The organism is Ectopseudomonas composti (genome assembly GCF_900115475.1).
Lineage (GTDB): Bacteria > Pseudomonadota > Gammaproteobacteria > Pseudomonadales > Pseudomonadaceae > Aquipseudomonas > Aquipseudomonas composti.
In genome coordinates this window covers 1-13,014 of the sequence record NZ_FOWP01000024.1, presented here as the reverse complement: position 1 = coordinate 13,014, position 13,014 = coordinate 1, and the positions used below count along the sequence as shown (strand labels likewise).

Below are 13,014 nucleotides of genomic sequence, written 5' to 3'. Positions count from 1 at the left end.
AGGCTCTGGACCAACGGCCGCCCATAGAACGCTATCGGCCCAGCCCACGTAGCTACCCGGAACAACTGCCAACAATCGAGTACGAGCCGGGAGACCACGTGGTGAAGGTACGTCGGACCGGGCAGGTGTATTTCAAAGGGCTCAACGTCTTCGTCAGCGGAGGTTTATACGGGGAAAGGGTCGCCATCCGCCCCACCGCCGAAGATGACGTCTACGATGTGGTTTTCATCCGCAAAACGCTGCGTCAGATAGACCTGAGGCAACGGGCAACATGATCATCAACCTGTTACCCATGTCCCCCGACAGGTGTTTACCATGTCCCCCGGCTGAACACCATGCGCACCGAGGCAAACACCCATCACCGGTCCAGTCACCCACCATGTGAAACACGCTGCGCACAGCGCCCCCTACGTGCGCTGCTGCCAATGCGCCAACCAGCCCAGACTGGCCTGCGTACCCACCTCGCCCGGTTTGTACTCGGCGCCCAGCCAGCCGGTATAACCGCTATCACGTAGTGCGCTGAGCAGCGCCGGGAACGCCAGCTCCCCCGTACCGGGCGCACCGCGCCCAGGTACATCAGCAAACTGCACATGACCGATGCGCCCAGCCAGCAGGCGCATGCCTGCTGCCACGTCCAACTCCTGGCGCGCCATGTGGTAGAGGTCGTATTGCGCGGCCAGATTCGGGTGATCCACCGCGCGCAGAAGCGCATCCAGATCCTCCGGCGTATTGATCAGGAAACCCGGCATGTCGATGGGGTTGATCGCCTCCACCAGCACACGAATGCCCAACGCCGCGAAGGCCTCGGCGCTCTTGCGCAGGTTGGCGGCCAGGCAATCCAGCGCCTGTTCGCGGCTCACGCCCTCAGCCAGACGGCCGGGCAGTACGTTGATGCAGGCCGGGCGCGCCATGGCAGCGTAGGTCAGTGCCTCCTGCAGCGCGGTGTCGAACTGCGTCTGGCGTGCCGGTACGCTGGCCAGGCCGGGGCCGCCGGTCATCAGATCGCCCGCCGGCACGTTGATCAACAGCAACGGCAGAGCGGTCAATTCCAGCACTTCTTTCAGTGCGACCGCGGGCAATTCGTAAGGAAACTGAATTTCCACGCCGTCGAAACCCGCCGTCATCGCCGCCAGCACACGCTCGCGCAGTGGCAATTCGGTGAACAGCATGGACAGGTTGGCGGCGATCTTCATGGGCATTGCTCCCGCAGCATTTCTACCAGTGTGGCCGGGTCACGCTGCAAATTGCCCTGGCTGCCGTGCAGGCGCATCAACTGCGCGGCCAGCCCGCTCATGGGCGTGGCGCTGCCCTGCTCACGGGACAGCTTCACCGCCGTATCGAGATCCTTGAGCAGCGTGCGCACGTGCCACTTGATCGGCTCGAACTGGCTGGCTGCCATCTGCGGCGCCAGAATCTGCAGCGGTTTGGAGTCGGCGAAACCACCGGCCAGCGCCGGAGCGATCAGGCTGGCATCGACACCGGCACGTTCGGCCAGCGCCACCACTTCGGCAATCACCAGGGCGTTGCAGGCAACGATCATCTGGTTGCACACTTTGGTCACCTGCCCTGCGCCCACCTCGCCCATACGCGTCAGGCGCTGGCCCAGCTGCATGAGGATCGGGCGCACGCGCTCCACGTCTTCTTCACGGCCACCGGCCATGATCGCCAAGGTGCCCGCTTCGGCCCCCGGCGTGCCGCCGGAAACCGGCGCATCCACCCAGCGCATGCCAGTACGCGCTTCCAGCTCAGCGGCCATCTCGCGCGTCGCAGCCGGCTCAAGGCTAGAGAAATCCACCAACAGCTGCCCCGGCCGAGCACCTTCGACGATCCCGCCCGGACCGAACACCACCTCACGTACCACCTCGGTATTGGCCAGGCAGAGCATCACCACATTGGCATCGCGGCACAGTTCGGCAGGGTCCTCCACGCGGTGCGCGCCCTGTTCCAGCAATGGCGCACATTTGTCCGGTGTGCGGTTCCAGAGGGTCAGCGGGTAACCGGCAGCGAGCAGGCGGCGGGTCATCGGCAGACCCATCAGGCCGATACCGGCAAAGGCGATGGCAGGCAGGGAGGTGCTCATCTCAAACTCCATTTTCAAACAGCGGTTAGACGTATTCGGTAGGCCGCGTCAGCGGCTCGCTGAACGCTCGGCCAGATAGGCGACGAGCGCATCGGCATCGCCACTGAACTCCACCCGCGAGGCCTTACTGTCGCGCTGATAGGCGTACATCGGGTCGTAGTACTCCCGCAACAAGCTTTCGATCCAGCCACGATGCAGTTCGACCGAGCCCGTGCTGCGCTGCGCGTCCAGCGCCTCCTGCATCAGGCCGCGCAGGCGTGTATGACGCTCGCCCCCCAGGCGCCGCTGGATGTTGTCCAGGCTCTGCAACAGGCGCTCGGCGAAGCGCTCGAAGCCCTGCTCCCGGCCATGCACAGCAAGAAACTCGGCCGCCAGGTCGATCACGTAATCACCGAGGATACGCTCCACTCGCCCCTCGAAGCTGTCTTCGAGCCAGACCATCGGGTACTGCTGCATCCCCAGGTGCAGAGGCAAGGGCAACGAGCAGGTGCCAATCAGGCGGCTCTCATCCTCCAGTACGAACTGCTGCTGGCCGCGGGCGCGGCGCTTGAGCAGGTCCACCGCCAGGCGGTTCTCGAAATCGATCTGTGAGGGCTGGCTGGTGGCGCGCTTGCCGAAGCTGGACCCCCGATGATTGGCGTGCCCTTCCAGATCGATGCTGTTGGCCAGACGCGCCACCACTTCGGTCTTGCCGGTGCCAGTCATGCCGCCGACGATGATGAAATCGCACTCGGCCACGGTCTGCTCGAGGGTTTCGATCAGGAAGGTACGCATCGCCTTGTAGCCGCCAATCACCCGGGGGTAGTCGATGCCGGCATCCTTCAGCCACTGCTGAACGATCTGCGAACGCAGGCCGCCGCGAAAACAGTACAGGTAGCCATCGGGGTGGGCATTGGCGAAGGCCGCCCAGGCTTCGACCCGTTGCGCCTTGACCTTGCCGGAAACCAGCTGGTGGCCCAGTTCGATGGCGGCCTGCTGGCCCTTCTGCTTGTAGCAGGTGCCGACCTTCTGCCGCTCGATGTCGGTCATCAGCGGCAGGCTGGTGCTATTGAGAAAGGCGCCCTTGGTGAATTCCACCGGGGCGCGCATATCCATCATCGGCACGTCGTTGAGAAAAAGTTCGCGATAGTCGGCAGTGTTGTCACGCATCAGGCCACCTCTACCGCGTAACGCTGTCGCTCGATCATCCGGCCGATGGGCGCAAGCTCCAGGCCCTGCTCGGCCGCCACGGACAAAAACTGCGCCTCGCCTTCAGGGGCCACTGCCACCAGCAAACCGCCACTGGTCTGTGGATCACACAGCAGGTTGCGCTGCACCTCGCTGATCGGCGCAATCTTCTCGCCATAACTGTCGAAGTTGCGCAGCGTACCGCCCGGCACGCAGCCCTCGGCCAGGTAGTGCTCGACACCCGGCAGGCATGGCACGGCCGCGTAGTCCAGTTGCGCGGTCAGCCCGGCGCCCTCGGCCATCTCCACCAGGTGGCCAAGCAGGCCAAAACCGGTCACGTCGGTCATCGCCTGCACACCGGCGAGCTTGCCGAAGCGGCTGCCCGGTTTGTTCAGGGTGCACATCCAGTCTCGTGCCAGACCGACGTCCTGCTCGCGCAGCTTGGCCTTCTTCTCGGCGGTAGTGAGAATGCCGATGCCCAGCGGCTTGGTCAGGTACAGCTTGCAGCCGACCGTGGCAGTGTCGTTGCGCTTCATGTGTCGCTTGTCCACCACACCGGTCACGGCCAGGCCGAAGATCGGCTCCGGTGCATCGATCGAGTGTCCACCCGCCAGCGGTATGCCCGCGGCATCGCACACCGCGCGGCCGCCACGAATCACCTCGCGGGCGACCTCCGGTGCAAGCACGTTGACCGGCCAGCCGAGAATGGCGATGGCCATCAGCGGCTCGCCGCCCATTGCGTAGATGTCGCTGATGGCGTTGGTGGCGGCGATGCGGCCGAAGTCGAAGGGGTCATCGACGATGGGCATGAAAAAGTCGGTCGTGGAAACCACGCCGCGCTCTTCATCGAGCGCATAGACAGCAGCGTCGTCACGCGAGGCATTGCCGACCCACAGCCGTGGATCGAGGTTCTGCGCGCCGCTGCCCGCCAGGATCACGTCCAGCACCTTGGGAGAAATCTTGCAGCCGCAACCTGCACCGTGGCTGTACTGGGTCAATCGGATCGGCTCGCTCATGGCATCGCTCTCGGTAAATCGGAAACAAGGCGCGGATTCTAGCAAAGCTGTTCTTTAACCGGCTCGCCCCTATAATCGCCCGCGTCTCGACTACCCTCAGCAGGCGCACCTGCGCCACTGCGAACCTTTTCCGCCATTGAACCGGAGAATCTTCATGTTCAAACATATCCTGGCCCTGGCCGCCGGCTTGACCCTGTCCTTTTCCGTTGTCGCCGCCGACGTTCTCAAGGTTTCGGCCATCCCTGACGAGGCTCCCACCGAGCTGCTGCGCAAGTTCAAACCGCTGGGCGCCTACCTGGAACAGGAGCTGGGCATGAAGGTGGAGTTCGTGCCGGTAGCCGACTACGCTGCCGTGGTCGAGGCGCTGGCCGCCGACCGTATCGACATGGCCTGGCTGGGCGGCTTCACCTTCGTCCAGGCACGCCTGAAGACCGGCAACGCCGTGCCGCTGGTACAGCGTGAGCAGGATGCCGAGTTCACCAGCAAGTTCATCACCTCCGACCCAGCGGTAAAATCCCTGCAGGACCTCAAGGGCAAGACCTTCGCCTTCGGCTCGGTGTCTTCCACCTCAGGCAGCCTGATGCCGCGCTACTTCATGCTACAGGACGGCATCAAGCCGGAAGACTTCTTCAGCCGCGTGGCCTATTCCGGTGCGCACGACGCCACTGCAGCCTGGATCCAGGCAGGCAAGGCCGACGCCGGCGTGCTCAACGCCTCGGTGTGGCAGAAGCTGGTCGACGCCGGCAAGGTCGACACCGACAAGGTCAAGGTCTTCGCCACCACCCCGACCTACTACGACTACAACTGGACCGTGCGCGGCAACCTCGATACGGCGCTACAGGCGAAGATCAAGAGCGCCTTCCTCGCCCTCGACCCGGCCAAGCCCGAGCAGAAGGCGATTCTTGATCTGCAGGCTGCCAGCCGCTTCATCGAGACCCAGCCTGCAAACTACGAAGGCATCGAAGAAGCCGCTCGCGCCGCTGGCCTGTTGAAGTGAGCATCGCCCTGCGTGGCGTGGGCCTGGCCCACGCCAACGGCAAGGTCGCGCTCGACAACATCGATCTGCGGGTAAGCCCCGGCGAACGGGTGGCCATCATCGGCCCCTCCGGCGCCGGCAAGACCACCCTGCTGCGCCTGCTGGCCACCAGCTTGCAACCCACGCGCGGCGAGCTCGACCTGCTGCAGCACAACCCCTGGCGTCTGGCTGCCCGCCAGCGCCAGCGCCTGCGTGCACGTATCGGCCTGATCCATCAGGCACCGCCTTTGCCGCCGCGTCAGCGCGTGGTCACCGCCGTGCTGGCCGGCAAGCTTGGCCAGTGGTCATTGGCCAAGGGCCTGATCAACCTGCTGCATCCGCTGGATGCCAACGGTGCCCAGGCCGCCCTTGCGCGGCTGGATATCAGCGAGCAGCTCTACCAGCGCTGCGACCAGCTCTCCGGTGGCCAGTTGCAGCGCGTCGGCATCGCCCGCGTGCTGTACCAAGCGCCAGAGCTGATTCTCGCTGACGAACCGGTCTCGGCCATGGACCCAGTACTGGCCGGCCACACCCTGGCCGTGCTCAACCGCGAGGCCGCCGAGCGCGGCATGACCCTGCTGGCCAGCCTGCACGCCGTTGACCTGGCCCTGGCGCACTTCCCCCGGGTGATCGGTATTCGCGACGGGCGCATCGCCTTCGACCTGCCAGCCACCCAGGTGCAGCCCGAACAGTTGCAAGCGCTGTACGCCAACGAACAATTGCAGGCCACGCCCAGTTCCCCTGTGCAGCCGCAACCGACGCATATCCCGCGATGCTGACCACCGCCCCACGCGACCCCGCCGCCCTGCCGCGCCTGCTGATCACCGTACTGGCGCTGCTGTTGTTGTGGCCAGGCCTGAGCCTGAGCGAGCTGGACCTGGCCGTGCTGGTCGATGGCGACAACACCCGCGCCATGGGCAACTTCCTCGCCGGTTTCTGGCCGCCTGCACATGACGCCGAGTTCCTCGCCCTGCTCGGCCGCGCCACCCTGGAAACCCTGGCCATCGCCACCGCCGGCATGAGCCTGGCGCTGCTGATCGCTGTCCCTGCCGCGCTGCTGGCCAGTCGTGCGCTGTCGCTATCGGCCGTGCACCGGGGTGGCCGTCCGGCCTGGTGGGCAAACCTGGCGCGCTGGCCGGTGCGCGGCCTGCTGATCGTCCTGCGCAGCGTGCCGGAGATTGTCTGGGCGCTGCTGTTCGTGCGCGCCGTTGGCCTCGGCCCCACCGCCGGCGTACTGGCCATCGCCATCACCTACGCCGGCATGCTCGGTAAGGTCTATGCGGAAATCTTCGAGTCGGTCGACGGCCGCCCCACACGAGCCCTGCTTGGCGCCGGCAGCAGCCGCCTGGCCGCCTTCGCCTACGGCGTGCTGCCCAACGCTGCGGGAGAGATGCTTTCCTACACCGTGTACCGCTGGGAATGCGCCATTCGCGCCTCGGTGGTGATGGGCTTCGTCGGCGCTGGTGGGCTGGGCCAGCAGATAGACCTGTCGCTGCGCATGTTCGCCGGCGGCGAAGTGGCCAGCATGCTGCTCACCTTCCTGTTGCTGGTACTGCTGGCCGACCAGTTCAGTCGCCTGCTGCGCGCGAGGCTGACATGAGAGCCGGCAATGTGATCCTGCTCGCTGCCATTCTCGGCGCGGTGGCTGCCTCGTTCATCTATCTAGGCATCGACCTCGGCGCCCTGGTCACCGGCGACAGTCTGGCGCAGATGGGCAAGTACGCCAGCGGCTTCCTGCAGCCGGACTTCTCGGCCGTACACTTGCAGGCCATCGGCCGTGGCGCGCTGGAAACCCTGGCCATGTCCGCCATCGGCACCCTGCTCGCCGCCCTGCTTGGCCTGGCCCTGGCACTTCCGGCAGCCGGGCGCTTCGGCGGTGTCGCCCTGCACCTCACGCGCCTGCTGCTCAACGCCCTGCGCGCCATCCCCGAGCTGGTCTGGGCGGCTCTGATGGTGCTGGCCGCCGGTCTCGGCCCCAACGCAGGCACCCTCGCTCTGGCCCTGCACACCGCAGGCGTACTCGGCCGGCTGTTCGCCGAAGCGCTAGAAAACACCCCGCGCGAACCGGCCGACGCCATCCGCGAAAGTGGTGGCGGGCGCATGCTCGCCTTCTGCTACGGCACCCTGCCGGGCGTCTGGCCGCAACTGGTGGCGTACACCCTGTACCGCTGGGAGAACAACATCCGCATGGCCAGCGTGCTCGGCTTCGTCGGTGCCGGCGGCCTGGGGCAGATGCTCTACGTGTCGCTCAGCCTGTTCCAGGAAGCCCAGGCAGCCACTGTAATCCTGGCCATGTTGCTGCTGGTGCTGGCGGTCGATGGCTTGAGCGGCTGGGCGCGGCAACGCTGGGTGAGTTGAGCTGTTCACCATCAGCGCCTACACGATCTATCGCATGCCAGACACCGCAACCACCATCGACAGCTGACCCATCCGCTACGAGACGCTCTCGCAGTTGTACACGCAACCGTCGATCCATCGGCAACGGACTCTCGACGGAGAAGTCTGGCGATGACGTGTAATGGCGCACGTGCACCAGCCAAAAGATGCCCAAAGCCCAACGTCGTAACTCATGACGTCCGACCTGGCTTCATCACCTCCCCCACTCCTTTCGGCAAAACCTTCACGCGCATGATTGATTTATACATTTAGCAATGATTATCATTAGTAAAATATAAAACGATAAGAGCCATCATGCACAACAGAAACAAGAACGCGCTGCTGGGCCTCCTGCTTGCCAGCTGCAGCGCACCGCTTGCCGCCCAGGTCATCAGCCTGGACTCCATGGAAATTTCCAGCGCCCCCATCGAGAACGCCGTCCAGCGTGCCCACGCCGAGCGACGTGAGGCGAGCAATTCGAAGGCTGTGATCGAGGCCGAGCAGCTCAACCAGTTCGGTGACCAGCCGCTGGGCGACGCGCTGCGCCGTCTGGTCGGTGTTTCCTTCGCCGGTGCCAACCGTGCGCGTGAGGTGCAGTTGCGCGGCATCGGCCCCGAGTACGCGCAAGTGCTGGTCAACGGCCGGCGCCTGCTCGATGCCAACTCCAAACGCAGCGTGCAGCTGGATCGCATCCCCAGCTCGCTGGTCGAGCGCGTGGAGATCATCCGCTCGCCCCTGGCCAGCCAGGAGGGCCAGGGCGCCGCAGGCACGGTCAATATCATCCTCAAGCAGCGCGCCAAGGGCGGTTACGGTGAGATCGGCATCGGCGCCGGGCACATGGAAAGCAATGGTGGCCTTGGGGATGCCACCGCCTTCTACAGCCTGGGCAACGACAACGTCACGCTGAACCTGGCCGGTGGCGTGCAATTGCAGCGCCGTAACGAGAGCAAGGATTCGCTGGTGTTCAACAACAGCGGCGCCAATGGCGGTGAGCTGGGCACCAACAAGCGGCGCTTCGAGCAAGGCAACTTTCTGCCGTCGCTGGAGCTGCGCCTGGACGACGACAACCGCCTGAACTTCCAGCTCGATTACCTGAAGACCACCGAGTACCGCGACGACATCGCCGCCGAGCTGGAAGCTGCGCAAAATGCTGTGCGGCGCACCGAGTTCGAAGACCGCGAGCGCAAGCGCACCAACCTCGGCCTGCTCAGCGACTGGACGCACCAGTGGAGCGACGACACCGAGCTGCTGCTGAGCCTCGACCTGCAGAAGGCCGACGAGGACACCACCCGCGACGCCAAGCGCTACCGGGCCAACGGCAACCTGGATCGCACGCGCCTGCGCAGCGAGAACATCCACATGACCTCGGTATCGCCCACCCTCAAGGTCAAGACGCTGCTCGACGCCCACAGCCTCGAATGGGGCGCCGGCGCACGCCGCGAAACCCGCGAGGAGGACAACAGCAACATCGAGAACGGCACCGTCCGCCCCATCAACGCCGCGCGCACTTATCAGATCCGTGAGGACATTACCCACCTGTTCGCTCAGGACACCTGGCTGCTGCCCTGGGGCGACAGCCTGACCTACGGCCTGCGCCTGGAAGACGCCCACACCCGCACCCGTGATTTCAATGGTGCCAAGCAGCAGACCAGCAAGCTGAGCCCGTTACCGTCGATCAGCTACCTCGGCCATCTCAGCACCAATACCGACTGGCGCCTGGGTATCGCCCGCACCCTGCGCCGGCCCGACCTGCGCGAGCTGAGCCCGACCGTCACCACCGACTCCGGCACGCTGGCCCGACCCGACACTGGCGGCAACCCGGGGATGACACCGGAGTCCATCTGGGGCGTCGACCTGGGGCTGGATCACTTCTTCAACGACCAACGCGGCCTGCTCTCGGCCAACCTGTTCCACCGCCAGTTCAGTGACAAGATCGAAAACGTGCTCAGCCAGCAGGACAATGGCCGCTGGCTGAGCCGCCCGGAGAACGCCGGCGACGGCCAGGCCAGCGGCCTGGAACTGGAAGCACGCGCACCGCTGGATGCACTCGGTTTGCCGCAACTGACGCTGTGGTCCAACGCCACCGCCGTGCACACCCGCCTGAAAAGCGAAGCCACCGGCGAAACCCGACGCTTCCTCGATCAGCCGGACTACCTGTTCAACGCTGGCGCCGACTACTACCTGGCCAGCCTGCGCACCACCTTCGGCGTCAACTACAACTGGAACAGCGGCTACAACCAGAAGTACCGACTGAGCTCGGGCAAAACGGCAGAGAACGATCAGGACGCCGTTGGCCGTGTCGATATCTCGGCGCGCACCCAGCTCAGCGAGAACACCAGCCTCAACCTGTCGGTACTCAACCTGTTCGCCCAGAACGAGGACAGCCGCGCCACCACCTATGGCGCCAACGGCCTTCTGGAAAGCAACAGCCTGACCGAGGAAGGCACCTACCGTACCTTCTACGTGCGTGTGCAAACCGCGTTCTGATCGCTCGCGCTGCACCCAGAGGCCCCCGGCGCGTCAGTGCCGGGGGCCTTTTTCGTTCTGGTAGCGGCGGCATCAGGACCCTACAGATTCCACACCCCAGCCCTGAACAGCAATAACACCATCAGCCTCTGGGCGACCACAGCAAGCTGGAAGTCGAGGCCGTCTGTGCCGGACGCTCCCCGCCAGTGCCACGCTGGTCACAAAATGTCTTAGCCATGTCTCTGATGGTGCTGGCCGTGGATGATGGCCAGGGTGTGGACGACCGAATGACAGACAGCTATCGGCCAAAAGCGGACTGATTTGCTCAAGACTGAAAGGGTCTCACAGGCGTCCCGGAGGTCTCGGCCCTATGGGTCTTTGATGTTAGATCATTTTGCCGGAATGTATCTGCTCTTCCCAATGATGGTGAGGGACTTCGAGCCATGTGTCATCGCGACATACAGATGCTTAGGATCCGAGAGAGTCTGCATCAAGGACGACGGCATGGTCGTATTCCAGGCCTTTGACTAGCAGCGTTGTCCCGATGAGTTTTCTGTGGCTGAGAGGTCGCCCTGTATGTCTCATTTCGCGCTGGTACAGCTCGTCCCTAGCCAACGCCACATTCAGGGGAATGTCGCCTCATCGGATTACGCTTGTGCGATATGAACTTCACTAGTTCTGCTGATAAGCGGCGGCGGCAAAAACTGAGTGCAACACCTGACCTTTCCGGTACGGTGCTGCCCCTATGTCTTATTCCGAACTCAGCGTTGAAGAACGCGCCACCATTCAAATCGGCCGCGCCCAAGGGTTCAGCCTGCGCAAGATTGCTTGCTTGATCACCCGATCCCCTTCGACCATCAGCCGGGAGCTGCGCCGCAATCGAGCTGCCAGTGGTGGCTACTCGGCTCGCATGGCCCAGCAGCAGATGCAGGCCCGCCGCCAATGCTGTCGACCGAAACGAAAGCTATTGCCCGGGAGTGAGCGTTTCGAGCTGGTGACTCATATGCTGCGTGAACGTTTGTCTCCCGAGCAGATTGCCGGCAAGCTGCGCAGCATGAACATTCCCAGCCTCAGAGATGCCTACGTCTATCGCGAGACGATCTATAACGCCATCTATGCCTTGCCGGTCGGCGAGTTGCGTAGGGAACTGATCATCTGTCTGCGCCAAAGTAAGACGACGCGCCGGCCGCGCTCTGGCGGCGTGGATCGCCGTGGCCAGATTCCCGAGATGGTCAGCATCCATGCGCGCCCACCGGAGATCGAAGACCGGCTGATGCCAGGGCATTGGGAAGGTGATCTGATCAAGGGCAAGGCCAACGCCTCGTGTGTAGGCACGCTGGTGGAGCGCACGAGTGGCTACCTGATGCTGGTGAAGATGAACGACGCGACGGCGACCTCGGCGATGGAAGGCTTCAGTGCAGCGCTTAATGGCATGCCGCTGGCGATGCGCAAGAGCATGACCTACGACCAGGGCCGAGAAATGGCGCGGCATGCTGAAATCACCCAGCAGACCGGGGTGGCAATTTACTTCTGCGACCCGCACAGCCCTTGGCAGCGTGGTAGCAACGAAAACATCAATGGCCTGATCCGCCAGTACCTACCCAAAGGCACAGAACTCTCGGTACATAGCCAGGAAGAACTGAATGCCATCGCACTACAACTGAACATGCGCCCGCGTAAACGCTTCGACTTCAAATGCCCAATCGAAGTTATGGGCAGGGTGATGCAGGAAGCCATGGCTATGCGGCATGATGCTCCAGCTTCAATTCAATGACCGTGTTGCACTCAGCTCCTGCAACCGCCCAGCATTAACATTGGAGAGCCCAGTGATACCAAACTTGCGTCAAGCAACCCCGCAAAATCTACCGTTCGTGTTCAGACTTGAGCGCGCTTATATCCAGGATTTTGAGTCCGAATCACTCCATAGTTGGCAAGGTGCAATCGATCGGCATCTTGAGCAATGGATATCGAACCTGTCGCGGATGTTTGTGGCTGAATCAGGTGACGAGGTCGTCGGCTACTACTTTTGGGAGGTAAGGGGCGATGAAGCCATTTTAAGCTCCATCAATGTGCTGCCCGACCAACGTCGGCGGGGTATTGGTTCATATTTGCTCAAGCATTTTGAAACCCAGGCTGTAAAAAATGGCATGACGCGACTTTCACTTGGCGTAATAAGCCACAACCCTGCTAAGCAACTGTATGAGGCCGCAGGTTATGAGTTTGTTCACCAAAAGGGCGACTATTGTTACTACGAAAAATCACCCAATGGCGCATGATCGCAGCGTCAGCCAGGGAATGCACATTTGGCGACCTTGGCTATCTCAAGTAAGCGGCTTCTGGACCCGCCGTCTCGGGCCTGGGTTGCCATGCCTCAATACATTTCTGATCGATTAGATGCATGCTATCCATTTGATCGACAGGCAGGCTAACACTGCAAACGAGCCAGAGATGGCTAGCATCTAGCCCGTTAAGCCCTTGCTGGCCTGAATGAGATCTGCCTACGTTGTCAGCTGGCTAAGCGTGTTTTTCACTTGCACTCGACTGACCGCTTCTGGCCCAGAGTGTGTAAAAACACTTTCGTATCGTGGATGCCTCAGCTCAGCGCAGTTGGGCGAGTCGATTGCCCACGCATTTGCCACGATCAGCACCAGTAACGCTCCGGAGCGCTTATGAAGCATTTTAGCGCCACCTGGAGCAGCAAAAGCCAAGGGCTTTTACGCCGCCATTGCCTTCAACAAGCTTTCGGCACCGATGATTCTCATGACCCGCTTCATGTTGTAAGCGAGCACATTCAGACTCATCTCCGCGCTGACGCCGGCCAGCCTACGTGTGAGGAAATGCGTGGATCCCATCCATTGTTTGAGCGTCCCGAAGGGATGCTCAACAGTGCGCTT

Annotated in this window: 12 protein-coding genes and 1 pseudogene; 8 read left to right on the top strand and 5 right to left on the bottom strand. The window is 63.0% G+C overall.

From position 1 onward, the window contains the following. Nucleotides 1-275: pseudogene (locus tag BM059_RS25540) on the top strand (IS481 family transposase); the annotation flags it as partial. Nucleotides 276-407: 132 nt separating this feature from the next. Here the strand turns inward: BM059_RS25540 and BM059_RS24955 are convergent. Genes BM059_RS24955 through selD form a run of 4 tightly spaced genes read right to left on the bottom strand, consistent with a single transcriptional unit; the run spans nucleotide 408 to nucleotide 4,263 of the window. Then, nucleotides 408-1,193 (bottom strand): hydroxypyruvate isomerase family protein, encoded by a 786-nt coding sequence (locus BM059_RS24955; protein ID WP_074941760.1) that lies wholly within the window; start codon nucleotides 1,191-1,193, stop codon nucleotides 408-410. Further along, entirely contained in the window at nucleotides 1,190-2,080 is an 891-nt protein-coding gene (locus BM059_RS24950) for an NAD(P)-dependent oxidoreductase (RefSeq protein ID WP_074941759.1), read from the bottom strand. Before BM059_RS24950 ends, BM059_RS24955 begins: the two co-directional genes overlap by 4 nt. 48 nt (nucleotides 2,081-2,128) lie before the next feature. Then, a complete protein-coding gene (gene mnmH / locus BM059_RS24945; protein WP_074941758.1) occupies nucleotides 2,129-3,229 on the bottom strand; it encodes a tRNA 2-selenouridine(34) synthase MnmH in 1,101 nt (366 codons plus the stop codon). Next, nucleotides 3,229-4,263 carry a selenide, water dikinase SelD gene (selD, locus tag BM059_RS24940; protein ID WP_074941757.1) on the bottom strand — a complete coding sequence of 345 codons (1,035 nt, stop codon included), beginning with the start codon at nucleotides 4,261-4,263 and terminating at the stop codon, nucleotides 3,229-3,231. Before selD ends, mnmH begins: the two co-directional genes overlap by 1 nt. Before the next feature lie 154 nt (nucleotides 4,264-4,417). On the opposite strand from selD, the gene BM059_RS24935 reads away from it, so the two are divergent. From BM059_RS24935 to BM059_RS24895, 7 genes are all read left to right on the top strand, one after another. Then, a complete protein-coding gene (locus tag BM059_RS24935) occupies nucleotides 4,418-5,260 on the top strand; it encodes a putative selenate ABC transporter substrate-binding protein (protein WP_074941756.1) in 843 nt (280 codons plus the stop codon). Further along, nucleotides 5,257-6,057: a phosphonate ABC transporter ATP-binding protein gene (locus BM059_RS24930; protein ID WP_074941755.1), complete on the top strand. Its 801-nt coding sequence runs from the start codon at nucleotides 5,257-5,259 to the stop codon at nucleotides 6,055-6,057. The genes BM059_RS24935 and BM059_RS24930 overlap by 4 nt, the downstream gene beginning before the upstream one ends. Then, nucleotides 6,051-6,878, top strand: a complete 828-nt coding sequence (locus BM059_RS24925) for a PhnE/PtxC family ABC transporter permease (RefSeq protein ID WP_074941754.1) — start codon at nucleotides 6,051-6,053, stop codon at nucleotides 6,876-6,878. Before BM059_RS24930 ends, BM059_RS24925 begins: the two co-directional genes overlap by 7 nt. Beyond that, nucleotides 6,875-7,636, top strand: a complete 762-nt coding sequence (phnE, locus tag BM059_RS24920; protein ID WP_074941753.1) for a phosphonate ABC transporter, permease protein PhnE — start codon at nucleotides 6,875-6,877, stop codon at nucleotides 7,634-7,636. The genes BM059_RS24925 and phnE overlap by 4 nt, the downstream gene beginning before the upstream one ends. Nucleotides 7,637-7,969: 333 nt before the next feature. Further along, entirely contained in the window at nucleotides 7,970-10,141 is a 2,172-nt protein-coding gene (locus tag BM059_RS24915) for a TonB-dependent receptor plug domain-containing protein (protein ID WP_074941752.1), read from the top strand. 724 nt (nucleotides 10,142-10,865) lie between these two features. Further along, on the top strand, nucleotides 10,866-11,894 hold the full coding sequence (locus BM059_RS24900) for an IS30 family transposase (RefSeq protein WP_074941750.1): 1,029 nt from the start codon (nucleotides 10,866-10,868) through the stop codon (nucleotides 11,892-11,894). Beyond that, nucleotides 11,869-12,396: a GNAT family N-acetyltransferase gene (locus tag BM059_RS24895; RefSeq protein ID WP_083413325.1), complete on the top strand. Its 528-nt coding sequence runs from the start codon at nucleotides 11,869-11,871 to the stop codon at nucleotides 12,394-12,396. Before BM059_RS24900 ends, BM059_RS24895 begins: the two co-directional genes overlap by 26 nt. 438 nt (nucleotides 12,397-12,834) lie before the next feature. Here the strand turns inward: BM059_RS24895 and BM059_RS24890 are convergent. After that, on the bottom strand, nucleotides 12,835-13,014 hold a 180-nt coding region (locus tag BM059_RS24890; RefSeq protein ID WP_074941748.1), incomplete at its 5' end, for a transposase.

Bases quoted from the DNA above. Each gene is read 5' to 3' on its own strand.
- BM059_RS24955 (WP_074941760.1), bottom strand. From the start codon at position 1,193: ATGAAGATCGCCGCCAACCTGTCCATGCTGTTCACCGAATTGCCACTG.
- BM059_RS24950 (WP_074941759.1), bottom strand. From the start codon at position 2,080: ATGAGCACCTCCCTGCCTGCCATCGCCTTTGCCGGTATCGGCCTGATG.
- mnmH (WP_074941758.1), bottom strand. From the start codon at position 3,229: ATGCGTGACAACACTGCCGACTATCGCGAACTTTTTCTCAACGACGTG.
- selD (WP_074941757.1), bottom strand. From the start codon at position 4,263: ATGAGCGAGCCGATCCGATTGACCCAGTACAGCCACGGTGCAGGTTGC.
- BM059_RS24935 (WP_074941756.1), top strand. From the start codon at position 4,418: ATGTTCAAACATATCCTGGCCCTGGCCGCCGGCTTGACCCTGTCCTTT.
- BM059_RS24925 (WP_074941754.1), top strand. From the start codon at position 6,051: ATGCTGACCACCGCCCCACGCGACCCCGCCGCCCTGCCGCGCCTGCTG.
- phnE (WP_074941753.1), top strand. From the start codon at position 6,875: ATGAGAGCCGGCAATGTGATCCTGCTCGCTGCCATTCTCGGCGCGGTG.
- BM059_RS24915 (WP_074941752.1), top strand. From the start codon at position 7,970: ATGCACAACAGAAACAAGAACGCGCTGCTGGGCCTCCTGCTTGCCAGC.
- BM059_RS24900 (WP_074941750.1), top strand. From the start codon at position 10,866: ATGTCTTATTCCGAACTCAGCGTTGAAGAACGCGCCACCATTCAAATC.
- BM059_RS24895 (WP_083413325.1), top strand. From the start codon at position 11,869: ATGATGCTCCAGCTTCAATTCAATGACCGTGTTGCACTCAGCTCCTGC.